Origin of the sequence: Micromonospora sp. L32, assembly GCF_052068055.1 — a bacterium.
Taxonomy (GTDB): domain Bacteria; phylum Actinomycetota; class Actinomycetes; order Mycobacteriales; family Micromonosporaceae; genus Micromonospora; species Micromonospora purpureochromogenes.
The window spans coordinates 35918-57666 of the sequence record NZ_JBQHDD010000008.1 but is presented as its reverse complement, the minus strand read 5'-3'; the positions used below and the strand labels follow the sequence as shown (position 1 = coordinate 57666).

Sequence of the window (21749 nt, the reverse complement as noted above, 5' to 3'; positions counted from 1 at the left end):
GCTCAGAGCGTCGAGACGTAGAGCTGCGCCTGCTCGACCGCGACGAGGGTCGCGGCGAGGCACTCCTCCAGCTCCTGGCCGGCCTGGGTCAGCGAGGCCTGCGCGCTCTCCACCGTCTCGTGCCCGCTGCCCTCCAGCGCCCCGGCCAGGGTCTGCTGCGCCTCGGAGAGCTTCTCACCGGCCGCCTGCACGGCTGTCTGCCCGTCACCGATCTGTTGGAGGGCGACCTCGATGGCTGCCTTCAGCTCGGCGACGCTCGCCACGGTGACCTCCTGGGGGCGGGGAGACGTCCATTACAACGCATACCCGTGGGTAGCGAACATCCGCCCTTGTCGCCGTTCCCGCCCTGGTGTCCGGTTACCCCCGTGACCTGCGGGAAAGCGCCCGCCGCCGGACCGTCCGGTCCCACCAGGGGATCCCCCGGTCCCGCCGACGGGACCGTCCGACCGCCGCGCGAACTCCCTGCTCACGGGGGCGGGCCGGCGGATCAGGTGGTCGGGTGGGTGTGCTCGCGCAGCCAGCGCGGGCCGTGCAGCTCCGCGCCGAGGGCCGCCACCCGGTCGCGCAGCTTCCGGTCGGAGGTGACCACCAACCGGCGCCGGTCCGGCGCGTCGCGCACCAGCGCCACGATGGCGTCGTCACCGGAACCGGGCGCCGGCACCGTATGCACCCCGACCACCCCGGGCACCTCCCGCGCCGCGCCCTCCACCACCAGCACCACCTCCACCGGCGGCGGCAGCTCCGGCGGCAGCCCCCGGTCGGCCAGCGGCGCCAGGGCGTCGCGCAACCGGGCCGCCGCCCCGGCCCGGTCCCGCCACCAGCCGTCCGGGCGGGAACCGACCACGTTGGCACCGTCGACGATCAGCAGCGGGCGGGAGTCCATGCCCCCAGCCTGCCACCCCCTGGCGTTTGTCGCGCCGGCCGCCGGGTAGCCACCGGCGACCGTGCCGCGCCCGCGGTGTCGCCCTCGGCGACCGTGCCGCGCCCCGACTGCGGAGGACAGAGATGATGGGACCCGGTGACTACGGCTCCGACCCCTGGGACGAATTCCTGGCCCGGTACTTCGGCCGGGGTGAGGGCGGACGCCGACCGGCCCACCGGGTCGACATCACCCGGCTGATGACCGCCGACGCCCGGGAGATGCTGGCCGACGCGGCCCGGCGGGCCGCCCAGAAACACAGCAACGACCTGGACACCGACCACCTGCTCTGGGCGGCGCTGCAACGCGAGCCGCTGCGCGACCTGGTACGCCGGGCCGGCGCCGACCCGGACGCCCTGGTCAACGCCCTCGGCGGGCGGGGCGACGGCGCGCCCGGGGGCGAGGTGCCGACGAACCTGTCGCTCACCCCCGCCGCCAAGCGGGCGCTGCTCGACGCCCACCAGCTGTCCCGGGCGATGGGGGCGAACTACATCGGCCCCGAGCACATCCTGATGGCGCTGCCGCTCAACCCGGAGTCGCCCGCCGGCCGGATGCTCGCCGCCGGCCGGATCCAGCCCGAGTCGTTGCAGGCGGCCAGCGCGGAACGCGGACCGATGGGCGGGCCGAAGCCCGACCGGGGCACCCCGACCCTCGACCAGTACGGGCAGGACCTCACCGAGCTGGCCCGGATGGACCAGATCGACCCGGTGATCGGGCGGGCCGACGAGATCGAGCAGGCCGTGGAGATTCTGTCCCGGCGGACCAAGAACAACCCGGTGCTGATCGGTGAGGCCGGCGTCGGCAAGACCGCGATCGTGGAGGGGCTGGCCGAGCGGATCTGCGACGGCGACGTGCCGCAGACCCTGCTCGGCAAGCGGGTGGTGCAGCTCGACCTCGCCGGCCTGGTCGCCGGCACCCGCTACCGCGGCGACTTCGAGGAACGGCTGAAGAAGGTCATCGAAGAGATCCGGGCGCACCGGGACGAGCTGATCATCTTCCTGGACGAGATCCACACCCTGGTCGGCGCGGGCGGCGCCGGCAGCGAGGGCGGCATGGACGCGTCCAACATGCTCAAGCCGGCGCTGGCCCGCGGCGAGCTGCGGGTGATCGGTGCGACCACGCTGGACGAGTACCGCAAGAGCATCGAGAAGGACGCCGCGCTGGCCCGCCGCTTCCAGCCGGTCCTGGTGCCCGAGCCCAGCGTCGAGGACACCGTCACCATCCTGCGCGGCCTGCGCGACCGGTACGAGGCGCACCACCAGGTCCGCTTCACCGACGAGGCGCTGGTCGCGGCCGCCGAACTCGCCGACCGCTACGTCACCGACCGCTTCCTGCCGGACAAGGCGATCGACCTGATCGACCAGGCCGGCGCGCGGGTACGGCTGCGCACCCGCACCCCCGACGCCGACGTGCGCGAGCTGGAGCAGCAGCTCGACGAGGTGCGCCGGGACAAGGAACAGGCGGTCGCCGACGAGCAGTACGAGCGGGCCTCCGCGCTGCGCGACCGGCTCGCCGAGGTCGAGGAGCAGATCCGCCGCGCCCGGGGCGACGAGGGCATCGGCCGCGTCCCCTCGGTCGGCCCGCAGGAGATCGCCGAGGTGGTCTCCCGCGCCACCGGCATCCCGGTCAGCCAGCTCACCGAGGAGGAGCGGGACCGGCTGCTGCGGCTGGAGGGGCAGCTGCACGAGAAGGTCGTCGGCCAGGACGAGGCGGTCACCGCGGTGGCCGAGGCGGTTCGCCGCTCGCGTACCGGGTTGGCCGACCCGAACCGGCCGATGGGCAGCTTCCTCTTCCTCGGCCCCACCGGCGTCGGCAAGACCGAGCTGGCCCGGGCGCTGGCGGAGGCGCTCTTCGGCGAGGCCGACCGGATGGTCCGGGTCGACATGAGCGAGTTCCAGGAGCGGCACACCGTCGCCCGGCTGGTCGGGGCGCCCCCCGGCTACGTCGGGTACGAGGAGGCCGGCCAGCTCACCGAGGCGGTGCGCCGCCGCCCGTACGCGGTGGTGCTGCTCGACGAGATCGAGAAGGCGCACCCGGACGTCTTCAACATCCTGCTCCAGGTGCTCGACGACGGCCGGCTCACCGACAGCCAGGGCCGGACGGTGAACTTCAAGAACACCGTCCTGATCATGACGAGCAACCTGGGCTCGGAGCTGATCACCGGCACCACCCGCGCGGTGGGCTTCGAGGCCGGCGCGCCCGGCGGCACCCAGGAGAGCGACGAGCTGCGCGAGCGGCTGATGCGCCGCCTCCAGGAGAACTTCCGCCCGGAGTTCCTCAACCGGATCGACGAGACGATCATCTTCCGCCGGCTCGAGGCCCAGCAGCTGCGGCAGATCACCGAGCTGCTGCTGGAGGAGACCCGCCGCCGGCTGCACGCCCAGGACGTCCAGATCGAGTTCACCACCGCCGGCGTCGACTGGCTCGCCGAGCACGGCTACCAGCCGGAGTTCGGCGCCCGGCCGCTGCGCCGGGTGATCCAGCGGGAGGTCGACAACCGGCTGTCCCGGATGCTGCTGGAGCACCAGATGTCGCCGGGGCAGAAGATCACCGTCGACGCGCGCGACGGTCAGCTCACCTTCGACGTGGCCGCGGGAGAGCGGGGCTACAGCCCGGCCTCGACGTCCCACCCGCGATGACCCGGAGGACGGAGATGACCGAACCCGAGGAGAGCGACGAGGAGACCGACCGCACCGAACCGATCCTCGCGCCGCCGACGGCGAACCCGGCCCGGGTGCAGGTGCCGCCGGAGGGCCTGAAGCAGCAGACCGACGACGGGAGCCCGGCGCCGTCCGGGCCACCGGAAGAGGAGGCGTGATGGTACGCGAGCAGCGACTCGACCCCGAGGTCGAGGTGATCTGGGACGACTTCCACGCCGAGGTGAACGTCCCCTCCGAACAGTTGCGGCAGTGGCTGTTGACCCGGGGCTCGGGGGAGGAGTCGTTCGGCCCGAATCCGAGCATGGACCTGCCCGAGCCGGGCCGGCAGATCCTGCGGGTGCTCAGCAAGCGCAAGGTGGACCTGACCCCGGAGGACATCGAGGTGATGCGGGAGGCGATCGACCGGATCCGGGCGCTGACCGCGGAGAAGCCGCGCGGCGGCAACGCCGACGACGAGTGGCGGCACGCCCTGCTCGACCTGGGCCACGACGTCCTGGTCGAACGCTGACGCGCACAGGCGGCGGCACCCGGGACGCTCTCCCGGGTGCCGCCGCCCGTCGGTGTCGCCTCGCGCTACGGCTCGGTGCCGAGGCTGGGCAGCTCCAGGCCGGCTGCGGTGGCGGCGGCCTGCCGCTCGGCCCGGGTCTGCTCCTCCTGGGTGACCAGGTTGGCGTACTCGGTGATGTCGGCCGGATCGGGCACCGCCGGCAGCCGACGCAGGAACGCCTCAAGGTCCCGGACGGCGGCGGAGTGCGCGGCGGCGGCCTGACGCAGCAGTTCCCGCTCGTCGACGTCGGGGTAGCGATCGGTCATGGGGTCCAGGTACCCGCCGTCAGGCGATTCGCACCCCGCCGACCGGTCGGGCCCCGAACTCCGGGTGGCGTAGCAGCCAGGCCAGGTAGTCGGGGTGCGGCGCCAGCGAGTCGGTGTACGCCGCCACCGCCGTCTCCAGCACCGCCTCGGCGACCCGGGCGGCGGGGGACTCGGGGTGCCAGCCGAGCAGCAGCCGCCAGCGCAGCGGCACGCCGGCCAGCCGGCGGGTGACCAGACCGTCGACCGGGCGGAAGGTCGCCTGGCACAGCGCCACCGCCTCGCCGGCGTCGACCAGGTCCACGCAGCCGCGCACGTCGGTCTCGTACACCTTGCGGGGGGTGAAGCCGGCCCGGGCGCAGGCGGCGGCGAAGCAGTCGCCGAAGCAGCCCTCGCCCGGCGCGGCGACCCACTGTTCGCGGCGCAGCTCGGCCAGGTCGATCTCCTCCCGGCCGGCCATCGGGTGGCTGGCCGGCAGCAGCACCAGCACCGGGTCGACCGCCACCTCCCGCCAGCAGAGCCCGAACTCCGGGGACGGCGTGGCGTCGCCGCAGACCCCGGTGAGCGCGAAGTCGAGCCGCCCGCCGGCCACCAGCCCGGCCAGCTCCGCGGCCGACCAGGAGGCGTACGTGGTGATCTGCGCCTGCGGCTGCTCGGCCACCAGCCGGTGCACCAGCCGGCCGAGGATCGGGCTGTTCACCCCGCCGAAGCGGTACCGGCCCAGGCTGTCGTCCGCCCCGGCCAGCCGGGCCGCCTCGTCCTGGAGCCCCTTCATCGCCGGCAGCAGCACCCGGGCCCGGGCCAGCACCAGCTCGCCCAGCGCGGTGGGCCGGGCGCCGCGCCGGTCGCGTTCGAACAGCGGGCCGCCGAGGGTGCGCTCGATGCGCTGGAGCTGCGCCGTCAGGGCCGGCTGGGCCAGGCCCAGGGTGGACGCGGCCTTGGTCACGCTCCCCGTCTCGGCGATCGCGCAGACGACCCGCAGGTGTCGCAGCTCCAGATTCATAACGTGACGGTAGGACCACGGCACGGGCCGGCGGAAGGGCCTGGGCGGATCGGCGTCGGACGATGGATCAGTCCCGCGCGTCCCGCTTCAGGTCGGCCAGGTACGTCCGCCGCCCGGTGACCGCGTCGCGCACCTTGTCCACCACGCCCAGCGCCGGCTCGACCACCCGGTTCCACGGCGGGGTGGCCGGCGTACCCGGGTGCGGGCGGGTGGGGGCCGCCTCCTCGGCGATCTCCCACCGGTTGCCCAGCCGGATCAGCTCCGCGTCGGTGGCCACCTCGCGCAGCGGGGTGATCAGCGCCGACACCGCCTCGACGTGCCGGCGGACCCGCGCGGCGACGTCCGCCAGCGCCGGGTCGTCCGGCCCGCCGAGCGACTTGAGCGCGGCCAGCAGCGCCGCGTGGGCCGCCAGTTCCCGGTCGACCCGCTCGGCGCTCTCGGGCAGCGCCGCCCGCGCGGCGGGCAGCAGGTACTGCTCCTCGGCGGAGAGGTGCCGCGAGATCGCCGCGGTCAGCACCTCGGCCACCTCGCGGCGCCGCTCGGGGCTCAGCCGCTGGTCGGTCACCTGGTCGGCCAGGCCGAGCAGTTGCCGGTGCTCGGTGTCGGCGATGTCGGCCATGCTGCGCCCGCCGGGCCGGTAGGCGTCGTCGGCGGTGGGCGGCAGGGGCGGCAGCGGGACGGTCATGAGGCCCTCCTCGACGGGCGGCCGGAGCCTGGCGACGGCCGGCGCGACGGGCGGTGCGGGGTCGCCGACTGCGGTACCCGTACCGCAAGATCGTGAAACGGGGACGGCCCGGGAGTGCCGCGCGGACCCCGACGCGCGCGAGCGCCGGCCGGGCCGCCGCGACAGCTCGCCCGACTGGTAGAAAGAGGCGATGACGAGCGACCCCGCCTCCGCCCGACCCGACCCCACCGACGAGGTCGTGGAACTCTGCCGCGACCTGCTGCGCATCGACACCACCAACACCGGTGACAACGCCACCAGCGCGGGGGAGCGGCTGGCCGCGGAGTACGTCGCGGAGAAGCTGGCCGAGGTCGGCGTCGAGTCGCAGCTCCACGAGTCGGCGCCCGGCCGGGCCAACCTCGTCGCCCGGATCCCCGGCACCGACCCGGGCCGGGACGCCCTGCTGGTGCACGGCCACCTGGACGTGGTGCCCGCGGACGCCGACGAGTGGTCGGTGCACCCGTTCTCCGGGGAGATCCGCGACGGCTACCTGTGGGGCCGGGGCGCGATCGACATGAAGGACTTCGACGCCATGGTGCTGGCCGTGGTGCGGCACTGGCAGCGCACCGGCGTGCGCCCGCCGCGCGACATCGTGCTGGCCTACACCGCCGACGAGGAGGCGGGCAGCGACTACGGCGCGCACTTCCTGGTGCAGCGGCACCGGGAGCTCTTCGACGGCTGCACCGAGGCGATCGGCGAGGTCGGCGGCTTCTCCTACGCCATCGACGACGCGTCCCGGCTCTATCTGATCGAGACGGCCGAGAAGGGGCTGGACTGGCTGCGGCTGCACGCCAAGGGCCGGCCCGGGCACGGCTCGTTCATCCACGACGACAACGCGGTCACCGCGCTCGCCGAGGCGGTCGCCCGGGTCGGGCGGCACCGCTTCCCGGTCACCGTCACCCCGACCGTGCGGGCCTTCCTCGAAGAGGTCTCCGACGTGCTCGGCGTCGAGCTGGACCCGGACGACCCGGAGGCGGCGATCGCCAAGCTCGGCCCGATCGCCAACATCATCGGGGCGACCATCCGCAGTACCGCCAACCCGACCCGGCTGGCCGCCGGCTACAAGGACAACGTCATCCCCGGTCGGGCCACCGCCACCATCGACTGCCGCAGCCTGCCCGGGCAGTCGGAGATGCTGGAGCGTCAGCTGCGCGAGCTGGTCGGACCGGACATCGACATCGAGTACATCCAGCGCCAGCCGGCCCTGGAGACCACCTTCGACGGTGACCTGGTCGAGGCGATGTCGGCGGCGCTGCGCGCGGAGGACCCGGGCGCCCGCCCGGTGCCGTACATGCTCTCCGGCGGCACCGACGCCAAGGCGTTCTCCCAGCTCGGCATCCGCTGCTTCGGGTTCGCGCCGCTGCGACTGCCGGCCGACCTCAACTTCTCCGCCCTGTTCCACGGCATCGACGAGCGGGTACCGGTCGACGGACTACAGTTCGGCGTGCGGGTCCTCGACCGGTTCCTGCGCACATGCTGACCGGGTCCGTCGCCGGACCGCATCCTCCCCATCGCGAAGGGACTCCCTCATGACCGACCAGCACGGTGAGCTGGACGCTGCTCTGGAGCGCGTGATCGACGCCGCCCGGGCCCACCTGACGGCCGTGCGCGCCGCCCAGGGCCGGATCGACGACGACGGCGTCTGGCAGGCGTACGTGGCGTTGAACAACGCCTCGTACGCCTACGACGAGCAGCTGCTCGACGCGTTCGGCGAGGTCACCCCGTGGGACGTCGAGTCGATCGACCCCGACGAGGCCGACGAGCGGTTCGGCGGCGCCGAGGGTGTCGAGGCCAGCGACCCGCACCCGGCGGTGATCTCGGTGCGGCAGCGCCGCGACTACCGGGTGCCGAGCGTGTCTGCGCTGATCCGGGTCGCCGAGGCGGCCCGCCGTGAGGGCACGCCGGAGGAGGACGAGCCGGCGCCCGTCGAGGGGGTCGGCGAGGCGGTGCTGGAGCTGCTGCAGAGCGGGGACGGCTCGCTGAGCGCGCTGGACGTGCCGGAGCTGGAACCGCTCGACGGCGTGGTGATGGTCAGCGAGGTGGGCACCCCGGTCGACCTGGAGTCCTTCGACGACGACGACCCGGTGGGCCCGTTCCAGCCGGCCGCCGACGACCGTCTCGTCGGGCGGCTCGACGAGCACCCGTTCCTCGACGAGGACGAGCACGACCACGCCGGGCACGGCCACTAGGCCCTGGGCCGCGACGCCCCCGGGGCCCGACCGTGCGGTCCGGCCCCGGGCGCGTGGGCAGCCGACCCGGGTACGCCGGGCGGCGTGCCCGCCGTCAGTAGGACAGACCCGGCTGCGGCTGGTTGACCCGCCGACGGCGCAGCACGACCTGCCGCGTGCCGTCCCGGAACAGCCGCACCCGGGCCAACTCCCAACCGGAGAACTCCGCCTGGATCGCCAGCTGCGCCGCGGCGGTCAACCGGTCGACGTTCGGCGGCAGCCGCAGCGGCGCGTATTCGTAGTCCATGGACCTATGCTGCCCAGCCCGCAGGCCGTTCGCCACCCCCTCCCGCGTGACCCGCGCCGCTGGCCGGCCGCCCCGGCACCGCCACGGCCCCGGACGGCACCGCTCGCCCGGTTTCCCCAGCTATGCGTGCGGCGTCCCTCGGGGTACCCGCCCGCGCCGCCGCACCCCTGTGGTGCGTTTCGTGGCGACCATGCGGCTCGAGCCGGGCACCTGGTCGCAGGAAAACGCGGCGGCCCTGACGGCGGGCCCGACGAGCCCGCCGTGGTGGGTCGAGGCCGCCCGTTGGCGGCGTCGTGGTCCAGCGTCGCAGCGGTGCCGTGCCGGCGAACGGCGCGGCCGGCCGCCGCCGGCCGGTACCGACGGGGGGTCTTCGCCCCGCCGCGCCCCGCGTACCATGCGCCGGTGCCGCTCACCATGATCGTGACCCCACCCCGCACTGGCCGCGCCGCTCCGCTGCTCGCGCAAGTCGTCGCCGGGCTGGTGGCTACGTTGCTCCTCGCCGGCTGCGGCCTCGTCGTCCGGCCCCGCCCCGCCGCCGCGCTGCGGTTCGAGTTCGCCCCCACCACCGGGGACGGGTACATGAACCAGGTGCTCACGATCTTCAACGAGGGCACGCAGGTGCTCGCGCCGACGCTGGAGTTCACCGCGCTGGACGCCGCCGGGCGCGCGCTGCCCAGCGTGCGGGTCGCCACGGTCTTCGGCAGCGACCGGGGCCGGCTGGTCGTCCCGCCAGGCGCCGGCGTCGACGTGCTGACCTTCACCGGTGCCGGAGCCCGGGCGGCCGAGGACGTGACCGTCTCGGTGCGCACCGCGGAGCCGGTGGACGCCCCGGCCGTCGACGTCGAACCGGTGGTGACCCCGGTGGACGACGGCGGCCGCGTGCTGGACCGCAACAGCCGGTTCACGGCCGTGTCGGTGCGCAACGACGACAGCGAGCAGATGAGTGTCCGGCTCGTGTACATCATCTGGACCGACCCGCCGGCCGACCAGCGGCAGCAGGCCGAGCGGGTGGTGCCGGTCGGCGACCTGATCGTCCTACCGCCCAAGCACACCACCCTGGTGCCGGTGACCGGGGAGGCGCGGGCCGCCGTGGCGGATGCGGCGGGCCGTGTCCCGACCAGCATCAAGGCGTACCTGTCCCGTTGACGTTCTCCCCGCCCTGAAGGACGGGGGGTCCCTTCGTGCTGCGCGTGGAACAGCGCGCAGCGGGCGGGTGGATTCCTGCTTCCTCGCGCGGTGCCGGCACGGGTGCCGGGCTTACCTGCGCTCCACAGGCGTTCAGGCTCTCGGCGCGTCCCGCCGCGAGCACGTTGATGGCCGCGTTGACGTCCCGGTCGTGGACCGCTCCGCGGGGGCAGGTCCACGACCGGATGTTCAGCGGTTTGGGTCCGTCGAGCCGGCTGCACACCGAGCACGTCTGCGACGTGGGCGCGAACCGGTCGATCTTTGCGAAGGTGCGCCCGTGTTTCAGCACGGGCCATGACCGGGCTCGGCCGGCCACGGCGGGAGCGCCGCCGGTCGGGGTGCCGACGGTGGGGTCACCCCGGTCGGGCGCCGACGACGCGACCAACGCGAGCGGCCGGTAAGGCGACCGCGCCGATCCGGCGTGACCCAGGTGCGGCGGGGACGCCGGTCAGCGGGAGGTGGTGCCCGGTTCCTCCACGGTGGCCGGAGCGAGGGGTCCCGGCGGATCGGTCGGGTCGTTCGCGGCGAGCAGCGCGGCCAGCGCCGGGGCGGTCAGCGTCAGGCCGTGGGCGGCGCCCGGGTCGACGGCGAGGCCCCAGCCCGGGTCCGGCCAGTCCGCCAGCAGGTCGGCGGCGGACAGCGCGATGAACGGCACCCCGACCCCGGCGAAGGCGGTCAGCGCGTCCGCCGAGGTGAAGACCGGCAGCAGCGGCCCGCGGTCCGCCCCGACGACGACCGTCCACGGAAAGTCCCGGTCGGGCGACGGTTCGCCGGCCAGCGGTACGCAGACCGGGCCGGCGGCGAGCACCCCCAGGTAGCGGGGCAGGTCGTGCGCGGCCGCCGCCCGGGCGAGCAGTTCGGCCGGCTCCGGCTCGGCCGGGCGCGACCCGCCGTCGTCCGCGACCGTATCCCCGGGGGAGACGGCGTCGGCGGCCGACGCGTCGGCCCCGGCGCCGCCCTCGAGCGGCGAGGGAACGCCGGCGCCGGCCTCGATCGGCACGGCGACGCCGACGCCCGCTGGCACGGCGACGCCGACGCCGGCCGGTGCGGGCGCGCCGACACCGGACCCGGCTCTGTCGGTCACCTCGACGCGGGTTGCCGTCGGCGGTTCCGCCCCGCCGTCGAGCGGGAGCACCCGACAGGAGAGCGCGGCCGGGTCGGCGGTCAGCGCGACGGCGGCGGTCCGGGCGGCGAAGCCGCTCCACCAGTGCAGGCCCTCGGCGGTACGCGGGGTGGCGTACCACCAGTCGCCGTCGTCGGCGGGCCGCCAGCCCAGCTCGGCCAGCCGCTGCCCCTCGTACCCGGGGCAGTGGCCCTCGACGGTGTCGCGGCGCACGGACAGCCGGATCCGGCGCGATCCGGCGCTGAGTTCCAGGTCGGTGTCCCGGTCGCAGGCGACGAGCGTGCGGTGCAGCCGGGCCACGATCTCCGGCCAGCCGGTCGCGGTCACGCCGGCGGCCTCGGCAGCCGGGCGTCCAGGGCGCCGAGCCGGGCGACGGCCTCCTCCAGACGGCCCAACGCCGCGAAGTCGCCCGGCTTGCCGAACAGCTCGGTCAGGCCCGCCCCGAGCGTCGCGTCGAGACCCTCGGTGCGCTCGTCGAGCTGGGCGGTCGCCGCCGCCCGGGCCCGCCGGTACGCCTCCAGCACCATCCTCGCCAGGTCGGCGCTGCCGGAGCGCAGCGCCGCCGGCTCGAAGGTCAGGTCGGTGAGCCCTCCGGTGGCGTCCACGGTGGCCGACACCAGGCCCGTGTCGTCGGTGGCGGTGCCGTCGACGTCGTCGAGGCCGGCGTGCAGCCCGGCGAAACGGCGTTCGATGTCGGCGAGCCGGCCGGCGAGCGCGTCCAGACCGGACAGCGGATCAGTCATGCGGGCTTCCTCCCCCTTGGTTGCTCCTCGGGCCGGGGTGGCGGCCGGAGGCCGGGGAATCGTATCTTCGACCCGCGTCGGATGCGGGGGAGGAACGGCGATGGCAGCTGACATCGAAGTGGACGTGACGGCCGTGAAACGGCTGGAGGCGGCCGCCACCGGAGTGGCCAACGCGCTGGGCGCGCTGGAGAGCCGGGTGGTGGCCGCGGGTGACCTGCCCGACGGCGCCTTCGGTCACCTGCCGTTCGCCAGCGACATGCTGCGCGCCAAGTACGCCGAGCAGGTCGCCGACGGCACGACGCTGTTCCGGGCCGGTCAGGACGCGTTCACCCGCGTCGGGGCGGCGCTGGGATCCACCGCCGAGTCGTACGAGCGCAACGAGCAGGACATCGACTCCGGCTTCCGGGCGATGCGCGAGGGGATGGGCCGGTGAGCGGACCCGCCGGTAGCGCCGTCCAGCTCTGGAACGGCATCGACAACGCGCTGTCCGGTGTGGAGGACGTGGTCGACAGCGTCTGCCGCACCCTCGCCTGGCCGCTCATCCAGCTGGTCGACATGGTCGACGGCGAGCCGGAGGCGCTGCGCGCCCGGGCCGGTGACTGGGACGCCCTCGCCGCCCAGGTGCGCGAGCTGGCGCTGAGCCACCGCGGCGTGCGCGAGGCCGAGCAGCCCGGCTGGCGGTCGCCGGCGGGGGAGGCGTACGGCAAGCGCCTCGCCGAGGTCGAGCAGCAGCTGCTGGACGTGGCGGGGCAGTTCACCGCCACCGCCGAGTACCTGCGCGGGGTCGCCGAGGCCCTGCAGATCGTGCACGAGGTGCTGGTCGACCTCTGCGTCGAGTTCGTCAACTGGATGCTGGTCACCCTGGTGACCGCCCTGCTCATGGCGCCGTTCACCGCCGGGGCGTCGTGGGCGGCCGGCCTGGCGGTCACCGTGACCCGCGGCATGATCGTGCTCACCCGGTCGCTGAAGATCATCCGTCCGCTCGCCACCCACCTGCAGAAGGTCATCCGGCTGCTCCAGCGGGTCATGCTCTACCTGCGCAAGCTGCGCAACCACCTGGACAAGCTGGTGGACAAGCAGAAGGCGCTGCGGATGGGGCAGAAGGCGATCGACAAGCGGCGCGCCGCCGGCAAGGCCGACAAGTGGTTCCACAAGATCACCGACCCGGCGCAGGGCACCTTCAAGCTCGGCAAGTCCGGGTCGCCGTTCGACATGGGGATGCTGGAGCGGGCCGGCGCCCTGCGCGCGCACGGCCTGGCCGACGGCGGCCGGATGATCGCCCAGAACTGGGCCACCAACCTGCCCTGGAACGTGCCGAACTCGGTCGTGCACGGGGCGGTGTGGGGCGGCACCGCCCTGGTCAGTGGCCTGTCGGTACCCGGCTCCGACCTGGTCAAGGACGAGATCGGCGACGTGGTGCAGGGCGGCGCCGACTGGATCGACCAGAATGTCTTCGGGCAGCCACCCGCCGAGCAGCAGCCGGCGGGCCGCTGACCGGCGACGGAGGAGGTACGGCGTGACGGGTGCGTGGGGACGGCTCGGGCGGCTCGGCGACGCGGTGCGCGACGGCGCGCGGGTGGCCCGCGACCGGGCCCGCGCGCTGCGGGACGAGTTCCGCACCTCCGACGAGCCGGAGCGGGCCCTGGTCGCCCCCCTGGTGACCGGGCAGGAGCTGCGCTACGTCGGCCTGGCCCCGGTGCGGGCGCACGAGACGCACCGCGCCGGCAGCCAGTTCGTCGACCACGTCGGCACCGAGGTCGCCGAGGCGCTCGATCCTCGGGCGCTGTTCGGGCTGCTGAACATCGTCAACCCGGTGGCCTGGGTGGAGGCGGTGCTGACCCCGGTCCGGATCGTGGCCGGGGTGCTGCTGCTGCCCGGCAAGGCGGCCGCGCTCGCGGCGGGGCTGCCCGAGGCGGCCGGTCGGGAGGTGGCCGTCGAGCCCACCCCGGCGGTTCCGCAACCCCGGCCGGTGCTGCCGCTCACCGCTGAGCAGGAGGCGTTCCGGGCGCTGTTCCGGCTCAGCCAGCACCGCCCGCTCGCCGACCAGCTCGCCGAGATCGCCTACCGCCGCCGGTACGTCTTCAGCGGCGACCTGGCCACCCTCGCCGGCAGCCTGCTGCTGTTCCTGGAGCGCTACACCGGCACCCCGCTCGCGGTCACCGACACCCACCTGCACCTGCTGCGGATGGGGCGCCGCCCGGACGAGGGCCGACCGGACCGGCGCGAGCCGCGGCTGCTGTGGAGCGTGGAGCGGCGGCGGATCACCCGGATCGACTGTGACCACGGATCGGCGCGGCTGATGCAGTTCCCGGCGACTCTGCACTTCGACGACGGCTCGTGGATCCGGATCGTCAACCCGGCCACCCGCGACGACCAGGCCCGGTTCCTGGCCGCCGTCCGGGAGATCCCCGGCGACCGGCCCACCCTCGACTGATCCGCCCACCGACGCGCACCGGCCGGCCTGCCCGCCGGCCCCGGACCGGCGCCTCAGCCGTCGCGTTCCGGGTAGCCCACCGGCACCGCCGAGACGTCGTCCAGCGCCGTGGTGATCTCCGCCGGCAGGGTCATCCGCTCCACCTGGAGCGCGCCGAGGAGCTGCCCCACCGTCCGGGCGCCCAGGATCGGCGCGGTGACGCCCGGCCGGTCCCGGATCCAGGCCAGCGCCACCTCCGTCGGCGACACGCCCAGCCCGCCGGCGGCGGTGGCCACCGCCTCCACGATGCTGGAGCAGCGCGGCTCCAGGTAGGTGGCGACGAACCGTTCGAAGTGCGGCGAGGCGGCCCGCGAGTCGGCCGGCCGGCCGTGCCGGTACTTGCCGGTGAGCACCCCACGGCCCAGCGGGGACCAGGGCAGCACGCCCAGCCCGAGCGCGCCGCAGGCCGGCAGCACCTCCCGTTCGACGCCCCGCTCCAGCAGCGAGTACTCCACCTGCGCGGCGATCACCGGGGCGCGCCCCGGCCAGGCCGCCTGCCACGCGGCGGCGCGGGCGGTCTGCCAGCCGGAGAAGTTCGACACGCCGACGTAGCGGACCCGGCCGCTGGCGACCGCGTGGTCCAGCGCCGCCAGGGTCTCCTCCAGCGGCGTGTCCGGGTCGTACCCGTGGACCTGCCACAGGTCGACGTGGTCGGTGCCCAGGCGGCGCAGCGAGGCGTCCAGGGTGCGCAGCAGGTGCCCGCGCGAGCCGTCCCGGCGCCGGCCGCTGCCCGGCCGCAGCCCCGCCTTGGTGGCGATGAGCAGCTCGTCCCGGGGGACCAGGGCGCCCAGCAGCGAGCCGAGCACCGACTCCGCGTCACCGTCGCCGAAGACATCCGCGGTGTCGACGAGGTTGCCGCCCGCGTCGAGGTAACTCTTCAGCTGGGCGGCCGCGTCGTCGGCGTCGGTGTCCCGGCCCCACGTCATGGTGCCGAGCGCGAGCCGGGAAACCGCCAGCCCGCTTCGGCCGAGCGGTCGCTGTTGCATGGGTGAACCTTATTTCGAACCTGGCGTCACGGATATCCTCGCTCCCGTCATCTCTGCCCGCCACGTCGCCGATCCGACCGTGGCCGGGCCCCGCGCTGGTCGCCGGGCACCCCGGCGGGCCCGGGTGAGCCGGTGATCGGGTCCACCGCCGCCATTGCGTACCCTGGTGCGACCTGTGGTGCGGATGGGGGAGGATCCAGTGCGACTCGGGCTCAGCCTCGGATACCAGACGGCGTGGAGCACGCCCGCCGACCACCTGGCACTTGCCCAGGAGGCGGACCGGCTCGGTTACTCGGTGGTGTGGGCGGCGGAGGCCTACGGCTCCGACTCGCCCAGCATGCTGGCCTGGATGGCCGGCCAGACCCAGCGGATCGACGTGGGCAGCGCGGTGATGCAGATTCCCGCCCGGACCCCGGCCATGACCGCGATGACCGCGGCCACCATCGACGCGCTCTCCGGCGGCCGGTTCCGGCTCGGCCTGGGCGTCTCGGGGCCGCAGGTCTCGGAGGGCTGGCACGGCGTGCGGTTCGCCAAGCCGCTGGCCCGCACCCGCGAGTATGTCGACATCGTGAAGCTCGCGGTGGCCCGCAAGGAGGTGGCCTACGACGGCGAGCACTACACGCTGCCGCTGCCCGACGGTCCCGGCAAGGCGCTGCGGCTGGGCTTCCACCCGCCCCGCGAGCACATCCCGATCTACCTGGCCGCCGTCGGCCCGAAGAACCTGGAGCTGGCCGGCGAGATCGCCGACGGCTGGCTGGCCGTCTTCTACGCCCCGGAGTTCGCCGAGGAGCAGCTCGCGTCGGTGCGCGCCGGCCGGGCGAGGGCCGGCAAGGAACTGGCCGGCTTCGACGTGGTCCCCTCCGTGCCGGTGGTGGTCGGCGACGACATCGCCACCTGCGCCGAGCTGGTCCGCTGGTACGCCGCGCTCTACGTCGGCGGGATGGGCAGCCGCCAGCAGAACTTCTACAACCAGCTCGCCACCCGGATGGGCTACGGCGACGCCGCCCGCGAGGTGCAGGACCTCTACCTGGCCAAGCGCCAGCGCGACGCGGCCGCCGCGGTGCCGATGGAGTTCATCGACCGCACGTCGCTGCTCGGCCCCAAGGAGCGCATCGCCGAGCGGCTGCGCGAGTACGCCGCGGCCGGGGTGACCACCCTCTCGGTGACCCTCTTCGTCGCCGACCGGGACAGCGGCGTGCAGACCCTGCGTACCGTCGCCGAGGCGCTGGAGCTGTCCGGGGTCGGCGAGTGACCTGGGTCGAAGCCATCGTCCTGGGCATCGTCCAGGGACTCACCGAGTTCCTGCCGGTCAGCTCGTCCGGACACCTGCGGATCACCTCCGCGATCTTCTTCGACCGGGACGCCGGCGCCTCCTTCACCGCGGTGACCCAGCTGGGCACCGAGGCGGCGGTGCTGATCTACTTCGCCAAGGACATCTGGCGGATCACCCGCACCTGGCTGCTCGGCCTGCGGGACCGCTCGGTACGCGCCAGCCTCGACTACCGGATGGGCTGGTACGTGATCGTCGGCTCGATCCCGATCGGGCTGTTCGGCTTTGTGTTCAAGGACCAGATCCGCACCGCCGGCCGCAACCTGTGGGTGGTCGCCACCACCCTGATCGTGTTCGCCTTCGTGCTCGCCTTCGCCGAGTACTGGGGGCGGCAGACCCGCACCCTGGAGAACTTCCGGATGCGCGACGGCGTGGTGATGGGTTTCGCCCAGGCGATGGCGCTGATCCCCGGGGTGTCCCGCTCCGGCGGCACGCTCACCGCCGGCCTGCTGCTCAACCTCACCCGGGAGGCGGCGGCGCGGTACTCGTTCCTGCTGGCCATCCCGGCGGTGGTGATGTCCGGGATCTTCAGCGTCGGTGACGTGTTCGAGCCGGCCGCGCCGGGCACCTCGGTGCCGAGCGTGGCGCAGATGGTGGTGGCCACCGCGATCGCCTTCGCCATCGGCTACGCCGCGATCGCCTGGCTGCTGCGCTACGTGGCCCACCACACCCTGTACGTCTTCGTGCTCTACCGGGTGGCGCTCGGCACGTTGGTGCTCGCGCTGCTGCTCACCGGCACGATCAGCGCCACCTGAGGCGTACCGGCGACGACCGCCGGCGACGGCCCCCGACACCTCGGTGCCGGGGGCCGTCGCATGCGCGGCCTGCGCCTAGGGTGGTGTCGTGGCGACCCTTCTGCTTCTGCGACACGGCCGGACGACGGCGAACGCCGACGGCGGGCTGGCCGGCCGCCAGCCGGTCGAGCTGGACGACACCGGCCGGGCCCAGGCCACCGCGGTCGGCGAGCGGCTGCGCGCCCTGCCCCTGGCCACCGTGGTGACCAGCCCGCTGATCCGCTGCCGGCAGACCCTGGAGCTGGCGTTGCCGCAGGTGCAGCCGGTGGTCGAGGAGGGCCTGATCGAGTGCGGCTACGGCGCCTGGGAGGGGCAGCCGCTGAAGAAGCTGGCCAGGGAGCCGCTCTGGCCGGTGGTGCAGCAGCACCCGAGCGCGGTGGTCTTCCCCGAGGGCGAGTCGATGGCGGCGATGGCGGCGCGGGCGGTCGCGGCGGTGCGCACCTGGGACGCCGCGGTCACCGCCGAGCACGGGCCCGAGGCGGTCTGGCTGGCGTGCAGCCACGGCGATGTGATCAAGGCCATCGTGGCGGACGCGCTCGGCGTACACCTGGATCTCTTCCAGCGCATCGTCGCGGACCCGGCGTCGGTCACCGCGATCCGCTACACGCCGCTGCGGCCCTTCCTGGTCCGGCTCAACGACACCGGCGGTGACCTCGGCGGGCTGGTGCCGCCGCCGCGCAAGCGGCGCCGGCGGGCCACCCGGCCGACCGACTCGGACGCCGCGGTCGGCGGCGGCGCGGGGGCGGCCGGGTGAGGCGGCCCGCCACGCCCGGCGCGGCGCGAGCGGCTGCGGGCGTTTCGCCCTCGGCTGAACCACCCTCGGTGCGGTGCGCGACGCCTCCGTGTGCCGGATAGGGTCGTGGGTATGACCCACCAGGTGCACGCCTTCGAGCCGCCGGAGCGGTTCGTCGCCGGGACCGTCGGGCCGCCGGGAGAGCGGACGTTCTTCCTCCAGGCGCGCGGCGGAGGCCGGCTGGTCAGCGTCGCGCTGGAGAAGGTGCAGGTGTCCCTGCTCGCCGAGAAGCTGGAGGAGCTGCTCGCCGAGGCCCAGCGCCGGTTCGGCGTCGACCTGCCCGAGGCCGCGCCCACCCTCGTCGGCGACAACGACCCGCTGGACACCCCGGTCGACGAGGAGTTCCGGGTCGGCACCCTCGGCCTGGCCTTCGACGTCGACAGCGCGACCGTGGTGATCGAGGCGATCGCCGCCGGCGAGGCGGAGGTCGAGGTCGAGCTGGGCGACGAGGAGGACGACGACGAGGACGACGTCGAGGAACCGGACGAGGACCTCGACCGGCTCCGGGTGCGGCTGACCCCCGAGGCGACCCGCGAGTTCATCGAGCGGGCCCGCCGGGTGGTCAACGCCGGCCGCCCGCCCTGCCCGCTCTGTGGCCAGCCGCTGGACCCCGCCGGGCACCTCTGCCCGCGGCACAACGGTTACCACCGGTGACGTCGTCGGAGTTGCAGCCCCGCCAGGACGGCAGCGCGGCGCTCCGGCTGCTGCGCGACGGTGAGCTCGCCCTGGAGGGGCGGCTGGTCGACGCCTCCAACACCACCCTGCGCGGAATCCTGACCCTGGGCGGGCGGACGGCCCGCTGCGTCTACAAGCCGGTGCGCGGCGAGCGGCCGCTCTGGGACTTCCCCGACGGCACCCTGGCCGGCCGGGAGGTCGCCGCCTACCTGGTCTCCCGGGCCACCGGCTGGGATCTGGTGCCGCCGACCGTGCTCCGCGACGGCCCGTTCGGCCCCGGTTCCTGCCAGCTCTGGATCGACGAGCCGGACGACGCGGAGCCGCTGGTCGGCTTCGTACCCGCCGAGGCGGTGCCGCCGCGCTGGTTCCCGGTCGCCGCGGCCCGCGACGACGACGGCGCCGCGTACGCCCTGGCGCACGCCGACGACCCGCGGCTGGCCCGGCTGGCGGTGCTCGACGCGGTGCTGAACAACGCCGACCGCAAGGGCGGCCACGTGCTGGTGGGCCCGGACGACAGCCTCTACGGCGTCGACCACGGCGTCTGCTTCCACGTGGAGGAGAAGCTGCGCACGGTGCTCTGGGGCTGGGCCGGCCGGCAACTCCCGCCGGACGCGGTGGAGATGCTCGACGTCCTGGCCGGTCAGGTCGCCGGTGAGCTGGGCGAGGAGCTGTCCGACCACCTGACGCTCGGGGAGATCGCCGAGCTGGCGGCGCGGATCGACCGGCTGCGCGAGACGGGGTGCTACCCGCAGCCCCCGCAGGACTGGCCGGCGATGCCCTGGCCCCCCATGTGAGTCGCTGTCACGTTGATCACCCGTGGGGTGCCTGCCCGCCGCCTGACGGCTCGTTAGGCTGACGGTCATGGAGTCTTGGGCGGGACACGAGGTGCCACGGCTGCCGGGCGGCGGCGGGCCACTGGGCTTGTACGACTCGGCGCGGCGCGGCCTCCACCCCAGCCGCCCCGACGGCGCGGCCACCATGTACGTCTGCGGCATCACTCCGTACGACGCCACCCACCTCGGCCACGCCGCCACCATGATCACGTTCGACCTGGTGCAGCGGATGTGGCGCGACGCGGGCCTGACCGTGCGGTACGTGCAGAACGTCACCGACATCGACGACCCGCTGCTGGAGCGCGCGGCGCGCGACGGCGAGGACTGGAAGGTCCTGGCCATGCGGGAGACCGCGCTGTTCCGGGAGGACATGGAGGCGCTGCGGATCATCCCGCCGGCGCACTACGTCGGCGCGGTGGAGTCGATCCCCGACATCGCCGAGAAGGTTCTCGTCCTGCTCAAGGACGGCGCGGCGTACCGGCTCGACGACGGCACCGGCGACATCTACTTCGACGTCAGCGCCGCCCCGGAGTTCGGCTACGAGTCGAACCTGACCCGCGAGCAGATGCTGGAGATCTTCCCGGAGCGCGGCGGCGACCCCGACCGGGCCGGCAAGCGCGACCCGCTCGACCCGCTGCTGTGGCGCGGCGCCCGCGAGGGCGAACCGTCCTGGCCCGGCGGTGAGCTGGGCGCCGGCCGCCCCGGCTGGCACATCGAGTGCGCGGTGATCGCGCTGAACCTGCTCGGCGACCGGATCGACGTGCAGGGCGGCGGCAACGACCTGCTCTTCCCGCACCACGAGTGCTCCGCCGCGCACGCCGAGCGGCTCACCGGCCAGGCGCCCTTCGCCGCCCAATACGTGCACGCCGGCATGATCGGCCTGGACGGCGAGAAGATGTCGAAGTCGAAGGGCAACCTGGTCTTCGTCTCCCGGCTGCGCGCCGACAAGGTCGACCCGATGGCGGTGCGGCTGGGCCTGATGTCCGGGCACTACCGCGCCGACCGCGCCTGGTCCGACGACCTGCTCCACACCGCGCAAGCGCGCCTGGACCGCTGGCGGCGGGCCGCCGCCGCGCCCGCCGGGCCGTCCGGGACGGACTTCCTGGCCGGGGTACGCGCCCGGCTCGCCGACGACCTCGACACCCCCGGCGCCCTGGCGCTGGCCGACGACTGGGCCGACCGCGCCCTGGCCGGAGCCGGCGACGACCCGCAGGGGCCGGCCCTCTTCGCCGACACCGTCGACGCCCTCCTCGGCATCCGCCTCTGAGCCTCGGCCGGCGGCAGCCGCCCCGGCGGTTGCCGCCCCGGGTCGCAGCCCGATGATCCAGTCGCATCCACCGACACGACACGCCGTCGGCGGTGTCGGTGAATGCGACTGGATCATGAGGGTCACCGGGCCGTCACCGGGTGCGGAAGGGGTCAGCCGAGCACCAGGCCGGGGTCGGGGTCCTGGTCCGGGGTGGGGGCGGGGATCTTGTACTCCTCGGTGAGGGTGGTCATCGGGCCGGGCCAGGTGGCCTGGGCGACCTCGATCGGCTTGCGCTTCTCGTCGTAGGCGACGTGCAGCAGGTGCAGCACCGGGGTGTCCGGCCGGATCTGCAGGGTCTCCGCCTCTTCCCGGCTGGGCTGGCGGGCGCTGATCGTGTCGGTGGCCGAGACGTACCGGCGGCCGGTGGCCTCCTCGGCCTCCTGGTAGAGCGGGCGGCCGAACGCCTCGGCCCGCTCCAGCGAGGTGCCCGCGGTGTCGGCCGGGAGGAACCAGGAAGCGCCCACCTCCACCGGCGAGTCCTCGGTGCGGACCAGGTGCCGGCGGCAGAGCAGCTCGGTGCCGTCGGGCACCCCGAAGGCGTCGGCGACCTCCGGTGGGGCGGGGGAGCGGCCGACGGAGACCAGCTGCTGCCGGTACCGGGCGGCCAGGTCGGTGTGGTAGCCGCGGAAGCCGCCGTAGCGGCCCCGGGAGAGCCGGTTGAGCCGGCGTCGGGTGCCCCGCACGTACGTACCCGAGCCGGGCTTGGTGATCAGGATGCCCTCGACCCGCAGCTGGTCGACGGCGCGCTGCACGGTCTGCTTCGCCACGCCGAACATCTCGGCGATGGCCGGGATGGACGGCAGCCGCTCGCCCGGCGCCCAGTCGCCGCGGCGCACCTGGGTCTTGAGCTGCGCGGCGATCTGCCGGTGCGGGAACTCGGCGGCCCCCGGGTTGATCTGCACACCCGCCTCCTC

Annotated in this window: 26 protein-coding genes; 15 read left to right on the top strand and 11 right to left on the bottom strand. The window is 74.5% G+C overall.

What is annotated here, in order from left to right:
* Positions 1 to 2: 2 nt before the first annotated feature.
* Entirely contained in the window at positions 3 to 263 is a 261-nt protein-coding gene (locus ACTMTB_RS22190; RefSeq protein ID WP_088962374.1) for a hypothetical protein, read from the bottom strand.
* Positions 264 to 487: 224 nt separating this feature from the next.
* Entirely contained in the window at positions 488 to 883 is a 396-nt protein-coding gene (locus tag ACTMTB_RS22185) for a hypothetical protein (protein ID WP_441148183.1), read from the bottom strand.
* A 122-nt stretch (positions 884 to 1005) separates the two neighbouring features.
* On the opposite strand from ACTMTB_RS22185, the gene ACTMTB_RS22180 reads away from it, so the two are divergent.
* From ACTMTB_RS22180 to ACTMTB_RS22170, 3 genes are read left to right on the top strand one after another with little or no spacing between them, the layout of a single operon-like run.
* Positions 1006 to 3558: an ATP-dependent Clp protease ATP-binding subunit gene (locus ACTMTB_RS22180; RefSeq protein ID WP_441148182.1), complete on the top strand. Its 2553-nt coding sequence runs from the start codon at positions 1006 to 1008 to the stop codon at positions 3556 to 3558.
* Positions 3559 to 3572: 14 nt separating this feature from the next.
* On the top strand, positions 3573 to 3737 hold the full coding sequence (locus tag ACTMTB_RS22175; protein ID WP_179804587.1) for a hypothetical protein: 165 nt from the start codon (positions 3573 to 3575) through the stop codon (positions 3735 to 3737).
* Positions 3737 to 4087 (top strand): DUF3140 domain-containing protein, encoded by a 351-nt coding sequence (locus ACTMTB_RS22170; protein WP_441148181.1) that lies wholly within the window; start codon positions 3737 to 3739, stop codon positions 4085 to 4087. Before ACTMTB_RS22175 ends, ACTMTB_RS22170 begins: the two co-directional genes overlap by 1 nt.
* Before the next feature lie 65 nt (positions 4088 to 4152).
* Here the strand turns inward: ACTMTB_RS22170 and ACTMTB_RS22165 are convergent, their stop codons facing one another.
* The 3 genes from ACTMTB_RS22165 to ACTMTB_RS22155 form a co-directional block, all read right to left on the bottom strand.
* Positions 4153 to 4392, bottom strand: coding sequence for a hypothetical protein (locus tag ACTMTB_RS22165; protein WP_210779741.1), 240 nt, complete (start codon positions 4390 to 4392; stop codon positions 4153 to 4155).
* Positions 4393 to 4411: 19 nt separating this feature from the next.
* Complete coding sequence (locus tag ACTMTB_RS22160; RefSeq protein ID WP_441148180.1) at positions 4412 to 5392, bottom strand: LysR family transcriptional regulator; 981 nt, start codon at positions 5390 to 5392, stop codon at positions 4412 to 4414.
* Between the two features lie 67 nt (positions 5393 to 5459).
* Entirely contained in the window at positions 5460 to 6077 is a 618-nt protein-coding gene (locus ACTMTB_RS22155; protein WP_441148179.1) for a hemerythrin domain-containing protein, read from the bottom strand.
* Between the two features lie 190 nt (positions 6078 to 6267).
* Between ACTMTB_RS22155 and ACTMTB_RS22150 the strand changes: the two genes are divergently transcribed.
* Both ACTMTB_RS22150 and ACTMTB_RS22145 read left to right on the top strand, forming a co-directional pair.
* The gene (locus tag ACTMTB_RS22150; RefSeq protein WP_441148178.1) at positions 6268 to 7596 is read left to right on the top strand and encodes a M20/M25/M40 family metallo-hydrolase; all 1329 of its coding nucleotides are present in this window, start codon (positions 6268 to 6270) and stop codon (positions 7594 to 7596) included.
* Positions 7597 to 7645: 49 nt separating this feature from the next.
* On the top strand, positions 7646 to 8305 hold the full coding sequence (locus ACTMTB_RS22145; protein WP_210779807.1) for a hypothetical protein: 660 nt from the start codon (positions 7646 to 7648) through the stop codon (positions 8303 to 8305).
* A gap of 94 nt (positions 8306 to 8399) precedes the next feature.
* Here the strand turns inward: ACTMTB_RS22145 and ACTMTB_RS22140 are convergent, their stop codons facing one another.
* The gene (locus tag ACTMTB_RS22140) at positions 8400 to 8591 is read right to left on the bottom strand and encodes a DUF5703 family protein (protein ID WP_053655860.1); all 192 of its coding nucleotides are present in this window, start codon (positions 8589 to 8591) and stop codon (positions 8400 to 8402) included.
* 402 nt (positions 8592 to 8993) lie between these two features.
* Between ACTMTB_RS22140 and ACTMTB_RS22135 the strand changes: the two genes are divergently transcribed.
* On the top strand, positions 8994 to 9737 hold the full coding sequence (locus ACTMTB_RS22135) for a hypothetical protein (protein ID WP_441148177.1): 744 nt from the start codon (positions 8994 to 8996) through the stop codon (positions 9735 to 9737).
* On the opposite strand, the gene ACTMTB_RS22130 is transcribed toward ACTMTB_RS22135, so the two are convergent.
* From ACTMTB_RS22130 to ACTMTB_RS22120, 3 genes are all read right to left on the bottom strand, one after another.
* Positions 9715 to 9999, bottom strand: a complete 285-nt coding sequence (locus tag ACTMTB_RS22130) for a zinc ribbon domain-containing protein (protein WP_441148361.1) — start codon at positions 9997 to 9999, stop codon at positions 9715 to 9717. The two genes, ACTMTB_RS22135 and ACTMTB_RS22130, sit on opposite strands and share 23 nt — an antisense overlap.
* 225 nt (positions 10000 to 10224) lie before the next feature.
* The gene (locus tag ACTMTB_RS22125; protein WP_441148176.1) at positions 10225 to 11226 is read right to left on the bottom strand and encodes an SseB family protein; all 1002 of its coding nucleotides are present in this window, start codon (positions 11224 to 11226) and stop codon (positions 10225 to 10227) included.
* A complete protein-coding gene (locus ACTMTB_RS22120) occupies positions 11223 to 11642 on the bottom strand; it encodes a YbaB/EbfC family nucleoid-associated protein (RefSeq protein ID WP_210779819.1) in 420 nt (139 codons plus the stop codon). Before ACTMTB_RS22120 ends, ACTMTB_RS22125 begins: the two co-directional genes overlap by 4 nt.
* A gap of 100 nt (positions 11643 to 11742) precedes the next feature.
* Between ACTMTB_RS22120 and ACTMTB_RS22115 the strand changes: the two genes are divergently transcribed.
* From ACTMTB_RS22115 to ACTMTB_RS22105, 3 genes are read left to right on the top strand one after another with little or no spacing between them, the layout of a single operon-like run.
* Positions 11743 to 12075: a hypothetical protein gene (locus ACTMTB_RS22115; RefSeq protein ID WP_154937482.1), complete on the top strand. Its 333-nt coding sequence runs from the start codon at positions 11743 to 11745 to the stop codon at positions 12073 to 12075.
* On the top strand, positions 12072 to 13136 hold the full coding sequence (locus ACTMTB_RS22110; RefSeq protein ID WP_357913703.1) for a WXG100 family type VII secretion target: 1065 nt from the start codon (positions 12072 to 12074) through the stop codon (positions 13134 to 13136). The genes ACTMTB_RS22115 and ACTMTB_RS22110 overlap by 4 nt, the downstream gene beginning before the upstream one ends.
* Positions 13137 to 13158: 22 nt before the next feature.
* Positions 13159 to 14076: a hypothetical protein gene (locus tag ACTMTB_RS22105; protein ID WP_441148175.1), complete on the top strand. Its 918-nt coding sequence runs from the start codon at positions 13159 to 13161 to the stop codon at positions 14074 to 14076.
* A gap of 53 nt (positions 14077 to 14129) precedes the next feature.
* Here the strand turns inward: ACTMTB_RS22105 and ACTMTB_RS22100 are convergent, their stop codons facing one another.
* Positions 14130 to 15101 carry an aldo/keto reductase gene (locus tag ACTMTB_RS22100; RefSeq protein WP_441148174.1) on the bottom strand — a complete coding sequence of 324 codons (972 nt, stop codon included), beginning with the start codon at positions 15099 to 15101 and terminating at the stop codon, positions 14130 to 14132.
* A 199-nt stretch (positions 15102 to 15300) separates the two neighbouring features.
* On the opposite strand from ACTMTB_RS22100, the gene ACTMTB_RS22095 reads away from it, so the two are divergent.
* The 6 genes from ACTMTB_RS22095 (at position 15301) to mshC (ending at position 20793) form a co-directional block, all read left to right on the top strand.
* Positions 15301 to 16353, top strand: coding sequence for an LLM class F420-dependent oxidoreductase (locus ACTMTB_RS22095; protein ID WP_357614443.1), 1053 nt, complete (start codon positions 15301 to 15303; stop codon positions 16351 to 16353).
* Positions 16350 to 17186 carry an undecaprenyl-diphosphate phosphatase gene (locus tag ACTMTB_RS22090; RefSeq protein ID WP_179804601.1) on the top strand — a complete coding sequence of 279 codons (837 nt, stop codon included), beginning with the start codon at positions 16350 to 16352 and terminating at the stop codon, positions 17184 to 17186. Before ACTMTB_RS22095 ends, ACTMTB_RS22090 begins: the two co-directional genes overlap by 4 nt.
* Positions 17187 to 17274: 88 nt before the next feature.
* Positions 17275 to 17979 carry an MSMEG_4193 family putative phosphomutase gene (locus ACTMTB_RS22085; RefSeq protein ID WP_441148173.1) on the top strand — a complete coding sequence of 235 codons (705 nt, stop codon included), beginning with the start codon at positions 17275 to 17277 and terminating at the stop codon, positions 17977 to 17979.
* 111 nt (positions 17980 to 18090) lie between these two features.
* Positions 18091 to 18672: a DUF3090 domain-containing protein gene (locus tag ACTMTB_RS22080; protein WP_088962352.1), complete on the top strand. Its 582-nt coding sequence runs from the start codon at positions 18091 to 18093 to the stop codon at positions 18670 to 18672.
* Entirely contained in the window at positions 18669 to 19487 is an 819-nt protein-coding gene (locus tag ACTMTB_RS22075; protein ID WP_441148172.1) for an SCO1664 family protein, read from the top strand. Before ACTMTB_RS22080 ends, ACTMTB_RS22075 begins: the two co-directional genes overlap by 4 nt.
* Positions 19488 to 19554: 67 nt before the next feature.
* Positions 19555 to 20793, top strand: coding sequence for a cysteine--1-D-myo-inosityl 2-amino-2-deoxy-alpha-D-glucopyranoside ligase (mshC, locus tag ACTMTB_RS22070; RefSeq protein ID WP_441148171.1), 1239 nt, complete (start codon positions 19555 to 19557; stop codon positions 20791 to 20793).
* A 152-nt stretch (positions 20794 to 20945) separates the two neighbouring features.
* Here the strand turns inward: mshC and ACTMTB_RS22065 are convergent, their stop codons facing one another.
* Positions 20946 to 21737, bottom strand: a complete 792-nt coding sequence (locus tag ACTMTB_RS22065) for a GntR family transcriptional regulator (protein ID WP_154937455.1) — start codon at positions 21735 to 21737, stop codon at positions 20946 to 20948.
* Positions 21738 to 21749: the final 12 nt, after the last annotated feature.